Source organism: Streptomyces sp. NPDC006207 (assembly GCF_040613835.1).
Lineage (GTDB): Bacteria > Actinomycetota > Actinomycetes > Streptomycetales > Streptomycetaceae > Actinacidiphila.
In genome coordinates, this window is record NZ_JBEXSX010000064.1 from 37,043 (window position 1) to 55,534 (window position 18,492).

At 71.2% G+C, this 18,492-nt stretch carries 21 protein-coding genes; 12 read left to right on the forward strand and 9 right to left on the reverse strand.

Annotated features, from left to right (window positions below; all coding sequences use genetic code 11):
- Positions 1-90 precede the first annotated feature (90 nt).
- Positions 91-306 (forward strand): hypothetical protein, encoded by a 216-nt coding sequence (locus ABZ312_RS35975; protein ID WP_500329114.1) that lies wholly within the window; start codon positions 91-93, stop codon positions 304-306.
- A gap of 39 nt (positions 307-345) precedes the next feature.
- Here the strand turns inward: ABZ312_RS35975 and ABZ312_RS35980 are convergent, their stop codons facing one another.
- A complete protein-coding gene (locus tag ABZ312_RS35980) occupies positions 346-549 on the reverse strand; it encodes a hypothetical protein (protein ID WP_500329113.1) in 204 nt (67 codons plus the stop codon).
- Positions 550-676: 127 nt separating this feature from the next.
- On the reverse strand, positions 677-1,177 hold the full coding sequence (locus ABZ312_RS35985) for a DUF2000 domain-containing protein (RefSeq protein WP_500439532.1): 501 nt from the start codon (positions 1,175-1,177) through the stop codon (positions 677-679).
- A gap of 108 nt (positions 1,178-1,285) precedes the next feature.
- Between ABZ312_RS35985 and ABZ312_RS35990 the strand changes: the two genes are divergently transcribed.
- Positions 1,286-1,759, forward strand: a complete 474-nt coding sequence (locus ABZ312_RS35990) for an Lrp/AsnC family transcriptional regulator (RefSeq protein WP_500329111.1) — start codon at positions 1,286-1,288, stop codon at positions 1,757-1,759.
- A gap of 25 nt (positions 1,760-1,784) precedes the next feature.
- On the opposite strand, the gene ABZ312_RS35995 is transcribed toward ABZ312_RS35990, so the two are convergent.
- Entirely contained in the window at positions 1,785-2,840 is a 1,056-nt protein-coding gene (locus ABZ312_RS35995; RefSeq protein WP_500329110.1) for an NAD(P)-dependent alcohol dehydrogenase, read from the reverse strand.
- A 162-nt stretch (positions 2,841-3,002) separates the two neighbouring features.
- Here ABZ312_RS35995 and ABZ312_RS36000 point away from each other — a divergent pair, with 162 nt between their 5' ends.
- Entirely contained in the window at positions 3,003-3,872 is an 870-nt protein-coding gene (locus ABZ312_RS36000; protein ID WP_500329109.1) for a helix-turn-helix domain-containing protein, read from the forward strand.
- A gap of 81 nt (positions 3,873-3,953) precedes the next feature.
- Here the strand turns inward: ABZ312_RS36000 and ABZ312_RS36005 are convergent, their stop codons facing one another.
- From ABZ312_RS36005 to ABZ312_RS36015, 3 genes are all read right to left on the reverse strand, one after another.
- Positions 3,954-4,850 carry a metal ABC transporter permease gene (locus tag ABZ312_RS36005; protein ID WP_500329108.1) on the reverse strand — a complete coding sequence of 299 codons (897 nt, stop codon included), beginning with the start codon at positions 4,848-4,850 and terminating at the stop codon, positions 3,954-3,956.
- On the reverse strand, positions 4,847-5,659 hold the full coding sequence (locus ABZ312_RS36010) for a metal ABC transporter ATP-binding protein (RefSeq protein WP_500439533.1): 813 nt from the start codon (positions 5,657-5,659) through the stop codon (positions 4,847-4,849). The genes ABZ312_RS36005 and ABZ312_RS36010 overlap by 4 nt, the downstream gene beginning before the upstream one ends.
- A gap of 80 nt (positions 5,660-5,739) precedes the next feature.
- Positions 5,740-6,669, reverse strand: coding sequence for a metal ABC transporter solute-binding protein, Zn/Mn family (locus ABZ312_RS36015; RefSeq protein WP_500329106.1), 930 nt, complete (start codon positions 6,667-6,669; stop codon positions 5,740-5,742).
- 256 nt (positions 6,670-6,925) lie between these two features.
- Between ABZ312_RS36015 and ABZ312_RS36020 the strand changes: the two genes are divergently transcribed.
- A complete protein-coding gene (locus ABZ312_RS36020) occupies positions 6,926-7,228 on the forward strand; it encodes a hypothetical protein (RefSeq protein ID WP_500329105.1) in 303 nt (100 codons plus the stop codon).
- A 102-nt stretch (positions 7,229-7,330) separates the two neighbouring features.
- On the opposite strand, the gene ABZ312_RS36025 is transcribed toward ABZ312_RS36020, so the two are convergent.
- Complete coding sequence (locus tag ABZ312_RS36025) at positions 7,331-8,326, reverse strand: phosphotransferase family protein (protein ID WP_500439534.1); 996 nt, start codon at positions 8,324-8,326, stop codon at positions 7,331-7,333.
- Positions 8,327-8,511: 185 nt separating this feature from the next.
- Between ABZ312_RS36025 and ABZ312_RS36030 the strand changes: the two genes are divergently transcribed.
- The 3 genes from ABZ312_RS36030 (at position 8,512) to ABZ312_RS36040 (ending at position 11,514) form a co-directional block, all read left to right on the forward strand.
- A complete protein-coding gene (locus tag ABZ312_RS36030) occupies positions 8,512-9,087 on the forward strand; it encodes an RNA polymerase sigma factor (RefSeq protein WP_500439535.1) in 576 nt (191 codons plus the stop codon).
- On the forward strand, positions 9,080-10,087 hold the full coding sequence (locus ABZ312_RS36035) for a CU044_5270 family protein (protein WP_500439537.1): 1,008 nt from the start codon (positions 9,080-9,082) through the stop codon (positions 10,085-10,087). Before ABZ312_RS36030 ends, ABZ312_RS36035 begins: the two co-directional genes overlap by 8 nt.
- Positions 10,088-10,152: 65 nt before the next feature.
- Positions 10,153-11,514, forward strand: a complete 1,362-nt coding sequence (locus ABZ312_RS36040) for a hypothetical protein (RefSeq protein ID WP_500439538.1) — start codon at positions 10,153-10,155, stop codon at positions 11,512-11,514.
- Between the two features lie 113 nt (positions 11,515-11,627).
- On the opposite strand, the gene ABZ312_RS36045 is transcribed toward ABZ312_RS36040, so the two are convergent.
- Positions 11,628-12,251, reverse strand: coding sequence for a TetR/AcrR family transcriptional regulator (locus tag ABZ312_RS36045; RefSeq protein WP_500329100.1), 624 nt, complete (start codon positions 12,249-12,251; stop codon positions 11,628-11,630).
- 72 nt (positions 12,252-12,323) lie between these two features.
- Here ABZ312_RS36045 and ABZ312_RS36050 point away from each other — a divergent pair, with 72 nt between their 5' ends.
- The 5 genes from ABZ312_RS36050 to ABZ312_RS36070 all read left to right on the forward strand — a co-directional run bounded on the left by ABZ312_RS36050 (position 12,324) and on the right by ABZ312_RS36070 (position 16,330).
- Positions 12,324-12,968, forward strand: a complete 645-nt coding sequence (locus ABZ312_RS36050; RefSeq protein ID WP_500329099.1) for a hemerythrin domain-containing protein — start codon at positions 12,324-12,326, stop codon at positions 12,966-12,968.
- Between the two features lie 299 nt (positions 12,969-13,267).
- Positions 13,268-13,534, forward strand: coding sequence for a hypothetical protein (locus ABZ312_RS36055; protein ID WP_500329098.1), 267 nt, complete (start codon positions 13,268-13,270; stop codon positions 13,532-13,534).
- A 37-nt stretch (positions 13,535-13,571) separates the two neighbouring features.
- Positions 13,572-14,486 (forward strand): ABC transporter ATP-binding protein, encoded by a 915-nt coding sequence (locus tag ABZ312_RS36060; RefSeq protein ID WP_500329097.1) that lies wholly within the window; start codon positions 13,572-13,574, stop codon positions 14,484-14,486.
- Entirely contained in the window at positions 14,483-15,490 is a 1,008-nt protein-coding gene (locus ABZ312_RS36065; RefSeq protein WP_500439539.1) for an ABC-2 membrane transporter-related protein, read from the forward strand. The genes ABZ312_RS36060 and ABZ312_RS36065 overlap by 4 nt, the downstream gene beginning before the upstream one ends.
- Before the next feature lie 369 nt (positions 15,491-15,859).
- Positions 15,860-16,330: an MmyB family transcriptional regulator gene (locus ABZ312_RS36070; protein WP_500439541.1), complete on the forward strand. Its 471-nt coding sequence runs from the start codon at positions 15,860-15,862 to the stop codon at positions 16,328-16,330.
- 30 nt (positions 16,331-16,360) lie between these two features.
- On the opposite strand, the gene ABZ312_RS36075 is transcribed toward ABZ312_RS36070, so the two are convergent.
- Positions 16,361-18,169, reverse strand: coding sequence for a thiamine pyrophosphate-requiring protein (locus ABZ312_RS36075; protein ID WP_500439540.1), 1,809 nt, complete (start codon positions 18,167-18,169; stop codon positions 16,361-16,363).
- Positions 18,170-18,492: the final 323 nt, after the last annotated feature.

The window sequence follows — 18,492 nt, forward strand, 5'->3', positions numbered from 1 at the left end:
ATGCCCCGGAATGGGTGTATGTGCTGGCGAATGGGTAATAACCACGCAAAATCTCCGAGAGCAGAGCAGAGCAGAGCAGAGGGGTGTCTCATGACCCGAGGAGCAGAGGGATTGCCCTACCCCACTCCCCGCGCGAACGTCGACCTGGCCCGCGAATGCGGAGCCTGCTTCGGCTGGGGAACCGTCATCACCGACCAAGGCCGGCACGAACTCTGCGGGGACTGCCAGGACGACAGGCTCACCGAACAGCAGCGCGTCAGGGCGGTACGGCTACGGCCGGGCTCCCGCTACACCTCGCCCCGCTGACCCCGCTCCCGCCGGCCCCCACGGATGCGCCGGGCGGCATCACCACGCCTCCGCGCCGCCCCCACGCCACTCCACCTGACCGGGGTCGGTCAAGCTGACCGTCCCCGCGTCGTACCCGGCGAGCCACAGGTACCGCAACAGGTCCGCCAGGGAGTGCGCGGTGCCGAAGTACTCGCCCCGGATCACGACCCTTCGTCCGTCGACCGGCGGTTCCACGATCACCGGCGGCCCCTCGGTGCGCATAACCCCAGCCTGCAACAGCAACCGCGAAGGGCGCGCGGCGGCGCCCCTCACCCGGGCGTGCCGCATGCCGCCGGCGCCCAGCGCCCAGCGCCCCCGGGCCCAAGGGGTCGCTTCCGCGCGCGTGACCTCAGGACATCAACGGGAGCCTGCCGACGATCTTGTTGACGCGGTTGCGCGGGCCGACGATGCTCACCGCGCAGTACTCCATCGCCTCGGCCGACGTCCTGCCCACGGCGTCGCGGTAGTCGGTGTAGACCAGCGTGCGCTGCGCGGCGGCCGGCATGTCGGCGACGAACACGTCCGCGGAGGCGCCGGCCTTGGCGCGGATCGCGCGCAGTGCGGCGGCGTCGGCGGTCAGCACCGTGCAGCCCACCCAGGGCAGGGCCGGATGGACGTTGCCCTCGGCGTCGGTGACGTCCACGCCGAGCAGTCCGGGAACCCGGGCCGCCGTCGGGGCCGCCACGCAGACTGCGGCGTTCGACGCCCGGCCCGCCGGCAGTGCCTCGTCGACCACCACCACCCACTTCAGTCGCGCGTCGCGGGTCGACAGGTCCAGGTCCACCTCCTCCGGTGCGAAGCCGACCGCCATGCCGGGCATGTCCTGGCGGGCCTCGTGCAACTCACCCATCTGCGGACTCCTCGGGGTATCAAGTACGGGTGGACTGCTGGAATGCTAGGCACTCATACGAAGCTGATGCAAAGCATCCGTACATGTATCGGAGAAGGGCGGATTTCGGTGGCGCTGGACGAGATTGATACGGCGATCCTGCGGGAACTGCAGTCGGATGCACGGAAGACCAACAGGGAGGTGGCCGCGGCGGTCGGGGTCTCTCCCACCACCGCCCTCGACCGCACCCGGGCACTGCGCCGGCGCGGCATCATCCGGGGCGCGATCCTCGACGTCGACCTCGCGGCGATCGGCCGCCCGGTCCAGGCCCTCATCGCGGTGCGGGTCCGGCCCCCGTCCCGCACGGTCATCGAGAGCTTCCGCACCTGGGTCAGCGCGCTGCCCGACACGCTCGGCGTCTACGTGACCTCGGGCACGGAGGACTTCCTCATCCACGTCGCCGTCCCCGACAACAACGCGCTCTACGCGTTCGTCATCGACCGGCTCACCCAACGCCCCGAGATCGCGGACGTGCGTTCCTCGATCGTCTACGAGCACATCACCAACACCCGGATCACGCCGCACCCGGGCCCTGCCGAGTGATCCCGTCCCCCCACCCGCCCGTCACCTACTTCGACGCCCCGAGGGTGGAGACGTCGATGACGAAGCGGTAGCGCACGTCGCCGCGGTCCAGACGCTCCAGAGCGGTGTTGACCTGGTCCGCGGGCACGGTCTCGATGTCCGCGGCGATGCCGTGGCTCGCGCAGAAGTCGAGCATCTCCTGGTTCTCGCGGATGCTGCCGTTCTTCGTCGAGGTGATGATCCGGCGCGGGCTGCCGAGCAGCATGCCCTGGAAGGTGGCGGCCTCGGCGGTGACGCCCGCGTTGACCAGCACGCCGTCCAGGCGCAGCAGTGCGAGGTAGGCGTTGGTGTCGATGCCGCCCGACACCGTGTTGACGATCAGGTCGAAGCCCTGCCCGTGATCCCGGACGTAGGAACCGTCCTCGGTGGACACGTAGTCGTCCGCTCCGAACCGCAGACCGTCCTCGCGCTTGGACAGGCTCCGGCTGAGCACGGTGACCTCCGCGCCCATCGCGTGCGCCATCTTCACCCCGATGTGCCCGAGGCCGCCCATGCCGACGACGGCGACCTTCCTGCCCGCCGCCGCGCCCCAGCGGCGCAGCGGCGCGTACATCGTGACCCCCGCGCAGAGCAGCGGGGCGGCGACGTCCAGGGCGAGTCCGTCGGGGATGCGGAGGACGTAGTGCTCGTCCACGACGATCCTCCGGCTGTAGCCGCCGAAGGTGGGCCGCTCGTCGTAGTCGAGCGCGCCGTAGGTGAGGACCTCACCCTTGAGGCAGTGTTGCTCCTCGCCCGCGAGGCAGTTCACGCACGTGCGGCAGGAGTCGACGTAGCAGCCGACGCCCACCCGGTCCCCGACGGCGTACCGGGTGACGTCCGGGCCGGTCGCGACGACGGTCCCGGTGATCTCGTGGCCCGGGACCATGGGGAACAGGCCCTCCATCCAGTGGTTGCGCAGGAGGGCGATGTCGGTGTGGCAGATGCCGGTGTACGCGATGTCGATGACGACGTCGTGAGGGCCCGGGTCACGGCGCTCGATGGTCGTGAGCTCGACCGGCGCGTCGGGGCCGGCTGCGGCGAGGGCGGGAACGACGAAAGGCATGCCTGTCTCCTGGTGGGGCGACGTCGGACGGGGAGAACTTCCGTCTTCGACTGCACCAGGTGCGGGGCCCCCGGCGAAGAGGGAGCGTGACCGTGCTGAGGGTGCTACTCGCAGAGCCACCTTCGGGGCCCCACGGAGGCGGGGCTCGGCTATACCTGGGGTATGGACGCTGAGAGGGCCTTGCGGGACTTCCTCGTCTCCCGGCGGGCGGCGATCGACCCCGGGCGGACGGGACTGCCGGTCGGCTACGGCAGCCGACGGGTGCCGGGACTCCGGCGCGAGGAGGTCGCGGCCCTCGCCGGCGTGAGCGTGGCCTACTACACGAAGCTGGAACAGGGGCGGATCGGCCGCATCTCCGAGGAGGTCCTCGCAGCGGTGGAGAAGGCGCTCCAGCTCGACCAGCTGGAGTGCGCGCACTTCCGCACACTGGTACGGAACGCGGGAAGCCGGCCCACCCCCTCGGCGCCGCCCCCGGCGAAGGCCAGGCCGGGCGTCGTCGCCCTGGTGCACGCGCTCGACCTGCCCGCCATGGTGCACGGGCCGCGACTGGAGGTGCTGGCGGTCAACCACACCGCCAGGCTCCTCATCGACGACTTCGACGCCATGCCCGTCAAGGAGCGCAACCTCGCCCGCTGGACGTTCCTCAACCCCCGGGCCAGGACCGTCTACCCCGAGTGGAACAGGATCGCGCCCCAGGTCGCGGCGGCACTGCGCCAGGTCGCCGCGGACCGGGCTGCGGACCCTGTGCTGGAGCAGCTCGTGGGGGAGATCGCGGTGGCCTCGCCGGAGTTCGCACGGTACTGGGCGGAGTACCGGCTGTACGAGCACTCGTACGGCGTGAAGCGGTTCTTCAACGAGACCGTGGGCGAGATGAGCCTGCACTACGAGACGATGGCCCTGCCCGGCGGCAAGGGCCAGAGCGTCATCGTCTTCAGGGCCGACCGGGGCTCGCCGTCGGAGGAGAAGCTGCGCATCCTGGCCAGCTGGAACGTGCCCGCGGCCGAGGACGCCGACCGTCACGTCCGGCCGTAGGGCCAGGCCGGTGCCCGCGGATCGTCCGATCGCCGGTCGACCTGGCTCGACAGCAGGAAGCTTTCCGTCACCGGGTGGATTTCAGCTGCGTACGGGTCCGCCGGCAACCGCCGTCACCGTGCGGGTCGTCCGCCCGTGTCGAGCGCGCCGTGTTCCGACGGCCCGGCATGTGGCGTAGACGAGGAACGAGATGGTCGTGACGTAGGGGCTGATGGGGATGCTGCTGCCGAGGGCGAGGAGGATGCCGCTCTCGACGGCGAGGACGGCGAAGAGCACGCTCAGCAACGGCAGGAGCACGGGGGAGGCGGTGACCCGGCCGGCCGCAGCGGCAGGGGTGACGACCAGACTGAGGACCAGGAGGGCCCCGACGACCTGTACCGACAGGGCGATCGTGATTCCCAGGAGGAGCATGAAGGCCACGGACAGCCCGCGGACGGGCAGGCCGCGTGCTTCGGCGACGTGCGCGTCAGCGCTGGTGAAGGCCAGGGGGCGCCAGATGACGGCGAGGGCGATCAGCACCAGCGCGGACAGGGTGAGCATCCACCCGGTCTGCGGATCGTCGACGGCCACGATCTGGCCGGTCAGCAGGCCGAACTTGTTGGCCGAACGGCCCTTGTAGAGCGCGAGGAAGAGGACGCCGAGGCCGAGCCCGAACGGCATCAGGATGCCGATGATCGAGTTGCGGTCCCGGGCGCGGGAGCCCAGTACGCCGATCGCCACGGCGGCGATGAGCGATCCGACGATCGAGCCGGCCACCACGTTCATCCCGAGCAGCAGGGCCGCGGAGGCGCCCGCGAAGGACAGTTCGCTGATCCCGTGGACGGCGAAGGGCAGGTCGCGGAGGACCACGAAGACCCCGGTCAGTCCGCCGACCAGGCCCAGCGCGCCCCCCACGATGAGGGAGTTGCGCACCAGGCCGAGCAGGGCGCCGTAGTCCTGGAAGTTGGACATCTGCTGCCACATCTCGGCCGCCGTCATCGGTCTGCTCCGTCGGGTTCGTGTGCGTCCGCGGCGTCAAGTCCCGGGTGGTGCACGGCCTGCTGGTCATGGGTACCGACGACGACGATCCTGCCCCGCACCCGCAGGACGTCGACGTGCGCGCCGTACAGGGCCGACAGCGATCGCGACGTCAGCACGTCCTCCGGGGCGCCGGTGCGGTGTCCTTGCGGGGCGAGGTAGAGCACCCGGTCCACCAGGTCGAGCACAGGGTTGATCTCATGGGTCACGAACACCACGGCGGTCCCATGGTGCCGGCGCCTTCGGTCGATGAGCTCGGTCACCGCCCGCTGGTGGTGGAGGTCCAGGGAGAGCGTGGGCTCGTCGCACAGGAGCACGCGGGGGTCGGTGGCAAGTGCCTGCCCTATGCGGACGCGCTGCCGTTCGCCGCCCGAGAGGGTGCCAAGGGGCGCGTTCGCGTAGGCCGAAGCGCCGACGGCGTCCAGGACGGCGTCGATGCGCCGCCGGGTGGCGGCGTCGCGCCGGCGCAGCCCGAACCGGTGTCCGTCCAGGCCGTAACCCACCAGATCACGCGCCCGCACCATGTCGTGCGCCATGGCCGTCCCCTGCTGGGGCACGTACCCGATGTGGGGCGCGGCCTGACGGGGCTCGTCGCCGAGCACGTGCAGGGTGCCTGAGGAGAGCGGCCGGCGCCCCAGAAGGGCCTGGACGAGACTCGTCTTGCCGGAGCCGTTCGGTCCGAGCACCGCCCAGAACTCCCCGGGCGCCACGTCCAGATCGAGATCCTTCCAGAGGGTGCGGTCCCCGTACCGGAGACCGCCCTTCCTCATCCGGATCAGCGGCCCCGGCCTGCCGTCAACGTGCGAGTTGCCCGTGCGGGGCCCGGGGACCGACGGCGAGGGCTGCCGGGTCACTTGTTCAGGGCGTCGACGAGGGCGTCGACGTTGTCGTTCATCCACGTCAGGTAGTCCTTGCCCGCGGGCAGGGTCTCGGTGACGGGTACCACGGGCACACCGGCCGCCTCGGCCGCCGACTTCACCTTCTCCGTCTGGGCGCCGGAGGTCTGCTCGTTGTAGACCAGGGCCCTGACCTTCTTGCCGGGGAAGAGGTCCAGGGTGGCCTTGAGCACCTTGGCGGACACGTCGCCGCCCTCCTCGACGGCCTCACTGAACTCTTCGGGGGTTTGGTTGACCAGGCCGGACGCTGCGAGCAGGTAACCCGGCACGGGCTCGGTGATCGCCACGCCCTCGCCGTTGTGTGCGGACTTCAGGGAAGCCTCCTTGTTCTCCAGCGCGGTGAGGCTCTTCTTGAAGGCGGCGGCGTTCTTGGTGAAGGTGCCGGCGTGGTCCGGGTCCGCCTTGCCCAGGGCATCGGCAACGTGGTCGGCGATCTTGCTGACCGAGGGGAAGTCGTACCAGACGTGCTCGTTGAGCTCTCCGCCGGCCGGAGCGGTCCGGCCCGAGACCTCGACGGCGTTGATGACGTCCGCGGAGGCGTTGCCGCTCTTCAGCATCCGGTCGATGAAGTCGTCGTACCCTCCGCCGTTCTCCACGACGATCTTCGCCTCGGACAGGGCCAGTTGGTTGCGGGTGTCGGCCTCGTAGGAGTGCGGGTCCTGGTCGGGATCGCTGATGATCGACGTGACGTCGACCCGGTCGCCTCCTATCCGCTCGACGATGTCGCCGTAGACGTCGGTGGAGGCGACGACGGAGATCCTGGACGCGGAAGCGCTGCTCTTGGCGCTCGCAGCACCGTCGGAGGAACCGCCGCAGCCGGCCAGCAGACCGAGTGACGCGGCACCGGTCAGCAGGATGGCGAGACGGGGAGAGGACTGGGACATGACGGAAGCCTCCAAGGGCTGCGAAGGGGCGTTGCCGGGTGGGCGCAAGGCCACACGCACACCGGCAGGTTAGATGAAAATGAATACCACTATCGACAGGGGTCGGGCAAAGGGCATCCTGAAGGTCGTTGCGTCACCGTCAGGGTGTGTGAATGGCACATATCGGGCGCTACGATGCTTATCGGTTGTCGATGCTCTACCGGTGACGAACAACCGGCGACGCGTTCGCATGCGAGGCGTCATGGAAGGAGTCCTGATGGAGAGCACAGGCCAGCACCGTCCGCACGATCGGCACGAGCACGCTCATGGCGAAGGTTGCGGCCACGTCGCCGTGCCGCACGGGGACCACACCGACTACGCCCACGACGGTCACATCCACCGCACCCACGGCGACCACATCGACGAATGCAATGCTGCGGCCCACGTGGCCCACGAAGGGCACGGCCATCAGCACGCCGAGGGTTGCGGCCACGTCGCCGTGCCGCACGGGGACCACGTCGACTACGTCCACGACGGGCACCGTCACGCAGCCCACGACGGGCACTGGGACGACCACTGACGGATTCCGCCGGCTGCCGGGTGCAGCGCCCGGCACGTCATCTCGCCCGCCCTCGCCGGCACCGGAAAGGGCCGCTTGTACGCCCCCGGCCGGGCTCGAATGTCAGGCCAGTTCCGCCGCCACGGTCGCCAGGTCTTCGTAGGTGCCGTGGACGCCGTCGGTGTTGCCCAGGCGATGGTGTTCCAGCCGGATCGCACCGATGTGACGCGCCCGGTACACGTGGGAGCGCCACACCGCGGCGGGTGAGTCCGCCGGCGAGCCGTAGCCGTCGGCGTCCCAGAACGCGTCCCGCTCGCTGCCGGGCCTGGCCCGCGCCATGTGGATGGTCCAGTCCGCCGCCGGGTCGCCCCACAGGGTCCGGTCCAGGTCCAGGACCCCGGTGATCCGGGGCTCGGGAGAACCCTCGGCGATCAGGACGTTCACGGTCCACAGGTCGCCGGCGAGCATGCGTGGCTCGGCGACCTCGTCGAGCACCGCACGGCGCTCCATGGCGGGGGCCGCCACCTTGCGGAGATCCGCCGCGTCCAGGCCGACGCCGTCGAGGTCGGTGGCGATGTCCTCGATCGAGGCGACGACCGCCTCGCTCCACGTGGCGTACCCGGGACCGGTGACCGGCCCGAAGTGCGGGCCCCGCACCGAGTGCACCGTCCTGGCCACCGCGCCCAGTTGCCTGAAGAACCCCGGCCAGGCCGATCGGGGGTATGCGTCCAGATGGCCCGGCGCCGGCACGCCGTCGAGCAGGCTCTGCACCATCCAGTCCCGCCCGATCACCTCGTGCGACCAGTCGGCGGCGATCACGCGCGGCATCAACGGCGCGACCACCGACAGCCACGGCACACTCGCGTACTCGTTGCGCATCAGCTCCCGCTCGGAGAGGAACTGCCTGCGTGGCTCCGGTGCGACGCGCAGGATCACCGGCCGTTGCCGCCCGGCCAGTGTCAGGCGGTACGTGTTGTTGTACATGCCCAGGCCCAGCTCCACGGCCGAGACGACCCGGGCCGCGGCTCCGAAGGCGCGGCCGGCGACGGCCTGGATCTCCTGCGCGGACAGGCCCTGCTGAAAGGCGTGTTCGGCGCGCAGGATCGGCTCGAAGTCCACATCCGTCCTTCCCCGGCCCACCGGCCGCCGCCTGGGCCCTGCCACCCGGCTGCGCCCCGACAGCACAGAGACTAGCCGTAGGGGCCTGGAGCGCCCGAACCCGTGGTCGCCTATGACGTGCCGAAGATTTCGACCCCGGCCTGTAAGCGGGCGCCGCGACCGGACATAGACAGGATGGAGGCGATGTGGACACAACAACCGATGAGCAGCGCTTCACCAGCGTGTACAGGGCGACTTACCCTGCGGTCGAAGCGTACGTGCGTCGTCGCACCCACCCTGACCAGGCGAGGGACGTGGTCGCCGAGGTGTTCCTCGTCGCGTGGCGCAGGTTCGACGAGGCGGCGCCCGCCTTCGACGTGCTGCCGTGGCTGTACGGCGTGGCACGGCGGACCCTGGCCAACGCCCACCGTGCCGACCAGCGGCGCGCAGGTTTGCTGGAAGTGCTTGCCGTCCAGCCCAGGGAAGATGTCGGTGATCACGCGGACGTCGTCGCGGATCGTCTCCAGTTGGCGCAGGCGTTCGACGGCCTGAGCGAGTCCGACCAAGAGGTGCTGCGTCTGGCACTGTGGGAGGAGCTGACGCCGAAGGACGCGGCGCGCGTCCTCGGGTGCTCGTCCGCCACCTTCCAGGTCCGCCTGCACCGTGCGCGCAAGCGTCTGCGCCGACGGGTCGCCTCGCACCCCGCCGCGATCGAGCGACCGTCACAGGGCACTCAGAACAGCGCGTTGCCGAGGCTGACATGGGGTGGATCCGATGCATGACACCGACGAGCGATTCCGGGCCCTGGATCCGGCCATGGGTCGGGCGGAGCTCCTGACCGCAGCCGAGCGCGGGACCTTGCTGGAGAGGACCCTGCGGACCCCCCGCGAGAACGGAGCGGCGCGGCCCCGGCGCTCCGGGGCCCGCGCGTGGGGCCTGGCTGTCGCGGCGGCAGCAGCGGCGACGGCCATCGCGGTGGTGGTTCCCCAGGTGTCCGGCCCGGCAGCGCAGCCCGCGTACGCCGTGACGCCGGAACCACTGCCACTGCGCCACTCGGACAGGCCCGCCGCCGAAGTCCTCGAGGCCCTTGCCGGGCGGGTCGGGGTACTGCCGGACGACTCGCCGTCGTCCGGTACCGAGCGCTTCGTGCAGGACAGTTGGTCCCTGTCGACCCGCATCGACGGCATCCAGGTTACGTCCGCGATCGTCCCCGAGCGAAGGGTGACGTGGAAGAAGCCGGACGGGTCGCAGACGTGGCGCGTCCGCACCCTGGAACCGCAGTTCCAGACCGCGGAGCAGCGCGAAACGTGGGAGGACGCCGGCTCTTTGGGGAGCGCACCGGAGGAGTACACCGACTCGGCAGGTCCCGCCGACCCCGAGGACGTCCGCCATCAGGAGGCGCCCTCCGACGCGGAGGGAATGAAGCGCTGGCTGCGCGCGGGGTACGAGACGCATGGGGCGGGTGAGCTCTTCGACTCGGTCGCCGAGCGCTACCTCGACAACAGCTTCTCCCCGGCCCAGCGGGCCGCGCTGCTGAGGGTCCTGAGCACCGTCGAAGGCGTCGAGTACCGCGGCGTCGTGAGGGATCGCGCGGGCAGATCGGGGGACGCCTTCTCCGTGGCGACCACCTACGGCGGCCTTCCAAAGGTTCAGACCCTCGTGTTCGACCCTCGGCGTGGTCAACTGCTGTCGTACGACGAGCAGTTGACCAACGATGCCGGCGCCCTCAACGTCAAGGTTCCCGCCGTTGTCCTCTACATCAACTACCTCGACAGCATGTGAGGGGGGAAGCGGGGACGAGTACCTGCCGCTCACCGGCCGGTCCGCCGTGCGGATACGTTGGGCGCATGACGAGCCTCACGCATCCGCAACTCTCCGGGCTGGGGAGCAATCCCGCGGCTTCCGACGACGTCCTGGTGCGCCTGGCCGCGCACGCCGCCGGTCGGCACGGGGTGGAGCTGCGCGATGGCCGGCTGGCGGACGCCGTCGTCGAGGCCCTGCTGACCCACGGCGGCAGCGACAGCGGCGTGCTGATGCGCCGGTCCCTGATCTCCCCGGAGATGCGCCGCCGGATCGCCGCGCATCCCGACGCCGCGATCCGCGACGCGCACGCGGACTTCATCCGCTCCATGGTCGACCTCGGCGTGCCGACCCACATCGAGGCTCTTGAAGAGGCCTATGGCGAGCCGAGGAGGGCACTCGCCGGCGCGCCGGACCCGAAGCTGCGTGCCGCGGTGGCGCAGACCTGGTGGGAGCGGCCCATCGAGGTGCAGGTGGCCCTGCTCGCCGACCCCGATCCGCAGGTCCGGGCGGCCGCGACGACGCACGAGCGACCGGGAGTTCCGCCGGAGTGGTGGGACCGGTGCCTCGCCGACCCCGCCACCCGTGCCAACGTGGCGTGCCACGTCCCGCTCACGGGGGAGCAGTTCCTCGCGCTCATGCGAGACGGGGACGAGGACGTCCGGCAGGCCGTCGCCGGAAACCCGCACCTGACCGCCGACATGGTGGCCCGGCTCCTGGACGTGGACGATCCGATCGTGCGCGTCGCGATGGCCCAGAGCCGGCACGTCGACGCGAAGACCCGGGACAACTTGTACGCCCACGTCGAACGGCAGCGCGCGGACGGCAGCATCGAGGCTGAGGTCGCGCTGAACTGGCACCCCGTCAGGCCAGGCTGGCTGAGCGAAGCGCCCCTCGACGAACGCCTGACGTACCTGGACAGCCCGCATGTGGCATTCCGGCGCGTGCTGGCCTCCTGCCGCGACCTGCCCCAGGAGGCGTGGCAACGGCTCGACGACGACCCCGACCTCCAGGTCCGCCGCATCGCCGCCCGTCGGCCCGACACGCCCCCGGAGGTCCTGGAACGGCTCGTACGTGCCCACGGTGACGAGTTCCGCGTACGGCCTCCGCTCGTCGAGCACCCCCACTTCCCCCGCCACATGTTGCCTACGTTCGCCGACGAACCGGATGCCCGTGTGCGTCACGTCGCCCTGCAGGACCCCGAACTGCCCCCGCCGGTCCTGGAGCGACTTGCCGCCGCGGAGGAGCCCTTCCTGCGTCAAGCGGTCGCGCGGCACCCCAACATCACGGACGCACTGCTGGAACGACTGCTCTACGACCCGGATCCGGAGGTCGTCCACAGTGCCGCCGCCAACCCCGTGCTGCGCCCCGAGCGGATGCATGGCATCCTCGCCGACGCCGGCTTGTGAGGCCGGACGGGGCCCGGGGCCGCGGTGTTCACGCAGTGATGAGCACCTCCAGCGCATCGCGCCGGTCCATCGCCCGGTAGCCCTCGGGCACCTGGTCGAGGGAGACGGTCGCCTCAGGCCTGCTTGAGCAGTTCCCGGCAGGCGGCACGGGCGATCCAGGTCTGGGCGCGGTCGAAGGCCCAGCCCCGTTCGCCGACGAGCGTGATCCAGGCGTGCGGGCCGAGGTGGAACCACAGCACGTCGACGGCCTCGGCGCGACTCACCTCGGAGCGGAGCGCGTCGAGCGCCACGAGGCGGTCCGCGACCCGGTTCAGGGCCTGGACGTAGTCGTCCGCCCCCTTGTCCAGCACCGCCTTGACAGCCGGTTCCCCGGGCGGATCCCGGTAGAAGAGCCCGTACACCAGCTCCCAGTGGCGTTCGTGCGTGAGCCGGGTGCCCGCGGCGGTCAGCTCGACGACGGCGCGCGGGTCGTCGCTGGTGTCGACGGCGGCGAGGGAGTCGGCGATGGCGGGGTCGGTGAGGGCCGGCTCCAGCAAGGCCGTCAGGATCTTCGGCTTGTTCCCCACGCTGCTGTACACCGTGGGCACGGCGACCTTCCCCGCCTCCGCGATCTCCCCGATGGTCACCCCGGCGTATCCACGGGCGAGGAAGAGCGCCTGGGCGCTGTTCAGGATCGCTTCGCGCGTGCTCGCGGCCGAATGGGCGCGCAGCGGGGAGTGGTACTTCCGGCTCGTCACCGACGCATCGTACCCCTCCACCGTAAGTGACTATATTGACAATAATTACTTCTAATGAATATGTTCCGCCCCATGAACCACTCCTCCCAAGAGCCCATGGCCGTCATCGAGACCCGGCTCGCCCACGAGGTCCACCGCGTAGCCACGACACTGCTGGCGGAGGCGGCCGTTCGGCCTTCCGCACCCCTGAGCACGCTGGCCCAGCTGCGTGACTTCCTCGTGGTGAACCTCCGCCACCACCACGAGACCGAGGACGAGGACCTGTGGCCGCGGATCCTGACGACCGCACCGTCGGCCGCGGACGCGCTCAAGGAGCTGAGCGCGGAACACGAGCGCCTGGACGAGGGCCTCGACCGGCTCGCCGCCGTCGAGTTGGGCGACGTGGAGGGCGACGGAGCCCGGGCCGCGCTCCGCGAGGCGGCCGTCGCCGTACGCGACACGGTGCACAGCCACCTGGCCCACGAAGAGCCCGTCCTCTTCCCGGCACTGCGGGAGCACATCACGCCCGAGTACTGGGCGGACTTCTCGCAGCGGGTGATCGCCACCACGCCGCCCGTGGCCGGACACCTGATGATCGGATTCCTCGACGAGGTGGGGTCCGCCGAGGAGGTCGCACTCATGCTCGCCGCCCTCCCGGAGCCGGTGCGGCCGCTCGTGCCCGTGCTGCGCCAGCAGGCGGCGGACGACCTCCGGAGCCTGCGCGGCGTCGAGGCCTGACCTGGGCACGAGGGGCGGGGTGCCCAGGCCGGCGGACGGACGCCGGGCGGCCCCGCCCCGAGGGCGGATTCGGCAAGCGGGAGCGGGGCCGCATCTCCAGGGTGCGCCCCGGAGCGGCCCTGGACACCTCGGGGCGCACGGAGGCCGGCGAACCGGCCGGGAGCGACGCTCCGGGCCCGGGCGGCGCGAAGCAATAGACGAAGGTATGGGTGCCGCCGCCGGTGGCGACTTTCGTCACCCGTGGAACGCAGACTTTCTGCCGAAGTCCGGCGCCGGGCCCGCGCCATAGCGTCCTTTCCATGAACCGAACTTCGCGTACGGACACCGTCCCCCTGGCCCAGCGCCCCGCACCGCTCGCCGCCGGCCTGCTCGGTGTGGCGCTCCTCCTGCTAGGCGGTGTGCCGCTGGCCGGGCGGCTGCTCGCCCATCTGGCCCTCTGGGGCGCCGCCCTGACCGTCCCCGGACTGCCCCACCTGGCCCTCTTCGCCGTGGGTGCCGCGCTGCTGGCCCTGTTCTGGCGCCGCCGGTACGCCGCGGCCCCGGCCGCCCCTCCGGCCGGTGAATGACCGGGACGCACAGGAAGACCACACGGGCCACCACGTCATGACCGATTCCCCCATCGTCCCCGCCGTCGAGACCATCGGGCTGGGCAGGCGCTACCGCCGCGGGTGGGCGCTGCGCGACACCTCCTTCCGCCTGCCCGCGGGGCGCGTCTGCGCGCTCGTCGGCCCCAACGGCGCGGGCAAGACGACCCTGCTGTCCCTGGCCGCCGACCTGATCACGCCGACCACCGGCACGATCACGCTGTCCGGGCACCGTCCCGGCAGCGCGCGGGCCCGCCGGAGCACCGCGTTCCTCAGCCAGCAGAAGGCCCTCTACCCGCGGTTCCGCGTCAGCGAGGTCCTGCGCATGGGCCAGGAGCTGAACCCCACCTGGCACCAGGAGACCGCCGAGTCCGTCATCGACGCCGGCGGGGTCCCCCTGAACGCCCGGGTCGGCACCCTCTCGGGCGGACAGGCCACCCGCGTCGCCTTCGCCCTCGCCCTGGGCAAGCGCCCCCGCCTGATGCTCCTGGACGAGCCGATGGCCGACCTGGACCCCCTGGTCCGGCACCAGATGACCGACATCCTCCAGTCCGAGGCCCGGCGGCACGGTTCGACCGTCGTGATGTCCTCGCACCTGGTCTCCGAGCTGGAGAGCGCCTGCGACTACCTCGTGCTCGTCAACAACGGCACCGTCCGGCTGGCCGGCGAGGTGGAACTCCTCCTCGCCGGGCACCGGCAGCTCACCACGCGCCGACGGGAGGATCTGGACGGCCACCAGGTCATCGCGACCACCGGCAGCGACGGAGGGTTCACCTCGCTGGTGCGGACCCCCGACGCACCGCCCCACGACGCCGACCACCGCGCCGCCACCCTGGAGGAGCTCGTCCTCGGGTACCTCAGGACGCCCGACGCACCCGCGCTGCTCACCCCGAGCGCGCAGGTCACCAACGGCCGCGAGGTGGTGGCGGCATGAGCATCGGCACCCGCACCGGCACGCGCACCGTCGTCCGCCGCCGACCGCGACTGCACGGGCTGACCTGGCTGATCTGGCGGCAGAACCGCACCGCCTTCTGGATCGGACTGGCGGCCGCGGCAGCGATCGCCGTCTACGCCGTCGTACAGCACCAGCACATCGCCGCGGCCGTCGCCGCGCAGCACCTCGACGCCTGCCACGGCCACGAGTACTCCGACTCCTGCCTCGGCCGCCTCAACACGTTCGGGCAGCGGTACCAGTTCCCGATGCGGCGGCCGCTCCAGGCGATGCTGCTGCTGCCGTTCCTGTTCGGGCTGTTCCTCGGCGGGCCACAGCTCGCGCAGGAGCTGGAATCGGGCACGTACCGCACGGTGGCCACCCAGTCCGTGACCCGCATGCGCTGGTTCGCGGCGAAGCTGGGTGTGCCGCTCGCCATGACCGCGGTCGTCAGCGGCGTCATCGCCGCCGCCATGACCTGGTGGTGGCACCCCGTCGCCAAGGCCATGGGCCCCCTGTTCGACTGGCACATGTGGTACCCGTTCTACGGGGTCGGGCCGGTCGTCGTCGGCCTCAGCGTCCTGCTCTACCTCCTCGGGACGACCCTCGGCCTCGTCCTGCGCCGTACCGTCCTGGCCATGGGGGCGACCCTCGTCACCGGCGCCGGGCTGTTCGCCCTGCTGGAAGCGGTCCGGCCCGGCATCTGGCCGGTCAGCACCGCGTACGCGCAGCACACCTCGGAACCGCCGGCCCCCAGGACCGCGTGGCTGCTGGCGGACGGCCCGCTGTCCAAGGACGGGCGGCGCGTGGCCGAGGCCTGGGACTGCTACGCCGCCGGGAACGTGAAGCAGTGCCTCGCCTCCCGCGGCATCAGCGGCCGCTGGGCGGAGTACCACCCCGTGTCGGACTTCTGGCCGCTGCAATGGACGGCCACGGGCCTGTGCCTGGCACTGGGCGTCGCGCTGGCCGCCCTGTCCGTGTGGTGGATCCGCCGGAACCCCGCCTGATCGGATCCGCGTTCCTCGGGCGACCCCGCCAAAGGAGGACCGGCGCTCCCTGGATCGGTGATGCCTTCATCCGTGCGGCGCCCCCGCCGAACCTGGTGGTGAGCGGTTCGGGGCCCGGCCAGGGCCCCGACCGCGGACCGAGGATGCAGGAGAGCTGAACATGAGCGTGAACGGGATCGCGGTGATCACCGGCGGCAACCGGGGACTGGGCCGGGCCACGGCCCTCGCGCTGGGCGCCGCGGGGACGGACGTCGTCGACGAGGGGCTGCGCACGGCGATGGCCGAGCGGGCGGCGCTCGGCCGCGTCGGGGAGCCGGAGGACATCGGGCCGGTGGTCGCCGCGCTGGATCACCGCGCTGGATCACCGCGCTGGGGGAGACCCTGCTGCAGACGCGCCTGTCGGGCGCGCTGCTCGGGGACGAGACGCGCTTCACCGGACCGGCCCGCAGCTTCGTCTACCGCTGGTTCACCGACCCCGCCGCCAGGCATGCCTACCACGAGGACGACCGGCCCGGGCTGAGCCGCCGCTTCGTCGCCGACCTGCGCGCGGTCTACTCCCGGCTCGGCGCGGACTCGCGGGCCGGGGCCATCGTCGAGGCCTTGCTCGCCCAGAGCCCGGAGTTCCGCGACCTGTGGCAGGCACACGAGATCGGTGTGCGGTGCGGCGAGGTGAAGCGTCTGCTCCACCCGGAGCTGGGGCTGCTCGAACTGAACTGCCAGGTGCTGTACGACGCCGACCAAGGCCAGTCCCTGCTCGTCTACACCGCCACCCCGGGCTCGGAGACCCACGAGAAGCTGCAACTGCTCCCGGTGCTCGGCGACCGCGCGCCCGGCACCTGAGCCGCGGCCCCCCGGTCGCGGCGGGCGGGCTCACGGTTCGCCGTTGCCGTGGCGCCCGCGGCCGGGCAGCATCTCCTGCACCTTCGCCTTGAAGCCCTGCCGGACCATGGCGGCGCGGTCGGAGTCCCCCTTGAGGACGGACGCGGCCGCCGCCTCGATCTGGTCCAGCGTGGCGTGCGGCGGGATCGGCGGGACGGCGGGGTCGGTGCGGAAGTCCAGGACGAACGGGCGGTCCGCGGCCAGCGCCCGCTGCCAGGCCCCCTCGACCTCGCCCGGCTTCTCCACGCGGAGGCCGTCCAGGCCGATGGAGCGGGCGAAGTCGGCGTAGGCGACGTCCGGCAGGGCTTGGGAGGGCAGGAACTGCGGCGCTCCGGACATGGCGCGCATCTCCCAGGTCACCTGGTTGAGGTCGCCGTTGTTGAGCACGGCCACGACCATCCTCGGATCGGACCACTCGCGGTAGTACTTGGCGGCGGTGATGAGCTCCGCCATCCCGTTCATCTGCATCGCCCCGTCACCGACCAGGGCGATCGCCGGGCGGTCCGGGTGGGCGAACTTCGCGCCGATCACGTACGGCACACCGGGCCCCATGGTGGCGAGCGTGCCGGACAGGGAACCGCGCATGCTGCCGCGCATCCGCAGGTGCCGGGCGTACCAGTTGGCCGCGGAACCGGAGTCGGCGGCCAGGATGACGTCCTCGGGCAGGAGCGCGTCCAGCGCGTGCACGACGTACTCGGGGTTGATCGGGTCCGCTTCGACGCCGGCACGGCGCTCCATGACCTCCCACCAGCGGGCCGTGTCCTTCTCGATCTTCCTGCGCCAGCTGCCGTGCTTCGTGCGTTCCAGCTTCGGCAGCAGCCGCGTCAGGGTCGTCCTGGCGTCGCCGACGAGGTTCACCTCGAACGGGTAGCGCAGGCCGACCATGAAGGGGTCGATGTCGATCTGCACCGCGCGGACCTTGCCGAACTCCGGCAGGAACTGGCTGTAGGGGAAGCTGGAACCGATCACCAGCAGGGTGTCGCAGTCCTGCATCAGATCGTAGCTGGGCCGGGTTCCCAGCAGGCCGATCGCCCCCGTGACGTACGGCAGTTCGTCCGACAGCGCGTCCTTGCCGAGCAGCGCCTTGGCCACACCGGCGCCGAGCGTGTCGGCCAGCTGCTCCACCTCGGGCCGTGCGCCGCGCGCTCCTTGACCGATGAGGACGGCCACCTTCTCGCCCGCGTTGAGCACCTCGGCCGCCCTGTCCAGATCGGCCTCGTCGGGGACCAGGGTGAAGGACGGCATGCCCAGGCTGGACGGCACCATCTTGAACGCGTGCTGCGGCGGGGAGTAGTCGAGTTCCTGGACATCGGCCGGGATGATCACGGCCGTGACCGTCCGCTTCGCGGCCGCCACCCGCATCGCCCGGTCGATGACGTTCGGCAGCTGCTCGGGGACGGTCACCATCTCCACGTACTCCGAGGCGACGTCCTTGAACAGGCTGAGCAGATCCACCTCCTGCTGGTACGAGCCGCCCATCGCGCTGCGGCTGGTCTGCCCGACGATCGCCACCACCGGAACGTGGTCGAGCTTCGCGTCGTACAGGCCGTTGAGGAGATGGATGGCGCCGGGGCCCGACGTGGCCGCGCAGACGCCGACCCTGCCGGAGAACTTGGCGTACCCCACCGCCTGGAAGGCGGCCATCTCCTCGTGGCGGGCCTGGACGAACCGCGGGTTGTCGTCCGCCCGGCCCCAGGCGGCGAGCAGTCCGTTGATGCCGTCACCGGGATAGGCGAAGACGTGCTCGACGTCCCATTCGCGAAGCCGCTGCAGGACGTAGTCGGACACCTTGATGGACATGGGAGTCACCCTCCGGTTCGGCTCAACGTCGTCGGTGGCGGCGCACCGTGACGGCCGTACCGGTCGCCCCGGCCACGAGGGCGACGGTGGTAGCGTCGTCCGCTTCCGCTCGTCGGTGAACCGATTCGGTGCCCCAGTCACGCGTTCCCGGACCGTACGGTCTCTAACGCCCCCGGCACTGACCGGCCAGATGAGCATGCGGACGGGCGGTTCACCGGCGTGTCCTCAGGTACCCGATGGTCCTGCCGTGAGGGACAACCGCGAGGAAGTGATCGATCATGCGGGCGACCGTGTGGCACGGCAAGCACGACGTACGGGTCGAG

Bases quoted from the DNA above. Each gene is read 5' to 3' on its own strand.
- ABZ312_RS36060 (WP_500329097.1), top strand. From the start codon at position 13,572: ATGACCGATTCCCCCATCGTCCCCGCCGTCGAGACCATCGGGCTGGGC.
- ABZ312_RS36020 (WP_500329105.1), top strand. From the start codon at position 6,926: ATGGAGAGCACAGGCCAGCACCGTCCGCACGATCGGCACGAGCACGCT.
- ABZ312_RS35985 (WP_500439532.1), bottom strand. From the start codon at position 1,177: ATGGGTGAGTTGCACGAGGCCCGCCAGGACATGCCCGGCATGGCGGTC.
- ABZ312_RS35995 (WP_500329110.1), bottom strand. From the start codon at position 2,840: ATGCCTTTCGTCGTTCCCGCCCTCGCCGCAGCCGGCCCCGACGCGCCG.
- ABZ312_RS35975 (WP_500329114.1), top strand. From the start codon at position 91: ATGACCCGAGGAGCAGAGGGATTGCCCTACCCCACTCCCCGCGCGAAC.
- ABZ312_RS36005 (WP_500329108.1), bottom strand. From the start codon at position 4,850: ATGACGGCGGCCGAGATGTGGCAGCAGATGTCCAACTTCCAGGACTAC.
- ABZ312_RS36050 (WP_500329099.1), top strand. From the start codon at position 12,324: ATGAACCACTCCTCCCAAGAGCCCATGGCCGTCATCGAGACCCGGCTC.
- ABZ312_RS36000 (WP_500329109.1), top strand. From the start codon at position 3,003: ATGGACGCTGAGAGGGCCTTGCGGGACTTCCTCGTCTCCCGGCGGGCG.
- ABZ312_RS36075 (WP_500439540.1), bottom strand. From the start codon at position 18,169: ATGTCCATCAAGGTGTCCGACTACGTCCTGCAGCGGCTTCGCGAATGG.
- ABZ312_RS36055 (WP_500329098.1), top strand. From the start codon at position 13,268: ATGAACCGAACTTCGCGTACGGACACCGTCCCCCTGGCCCAGCGCCCC.
- ABZ312_RS35980 (WP_500329113.1), bottom strand. From the start codon at position 549: ATGCGCACCGAGGGGCCGCCGGTGATCGTGGAACCGCCGGTCGACGGA.
- ABZ312_RS36065 (WP_500439539.1), top strand. From the start codon at position 14,483: ATGAGCATCGGCACCCGCACCGGCACGCGCACCGTCGTCCGCCGCCGA.
- ABZ312_RS36040 (WP_500439538.1), top strand. From the start codon at position 10,153: ATGACGAGCCTCACGCATCCGCAACTCTCCGGGCTGGGGAGCAATCCC.
- ABZ312_RS36010 (WP_500439533.1), bottom strand. From the start codon at position 5,659: ATGAGGAAGGGCGGTCTCCGGTACGGGGACCGCACCCTCTGGAAGGAT.
- ABZ312_RS36015 (WP_500329106.1), bottom strand. From the start codon at position 6,669: ATGTCCCAGTCCTCTCCCCGTCTCGCCATCCTGCTGACCGGTGCCGCG.
- ABZ312_RS36035 (WP_500439537.1), top strand. From the start codon at position 9,080: ATGCATGACACCGACGAGCGATTCCGGGCCCTGGATCCGGCCATGGGT.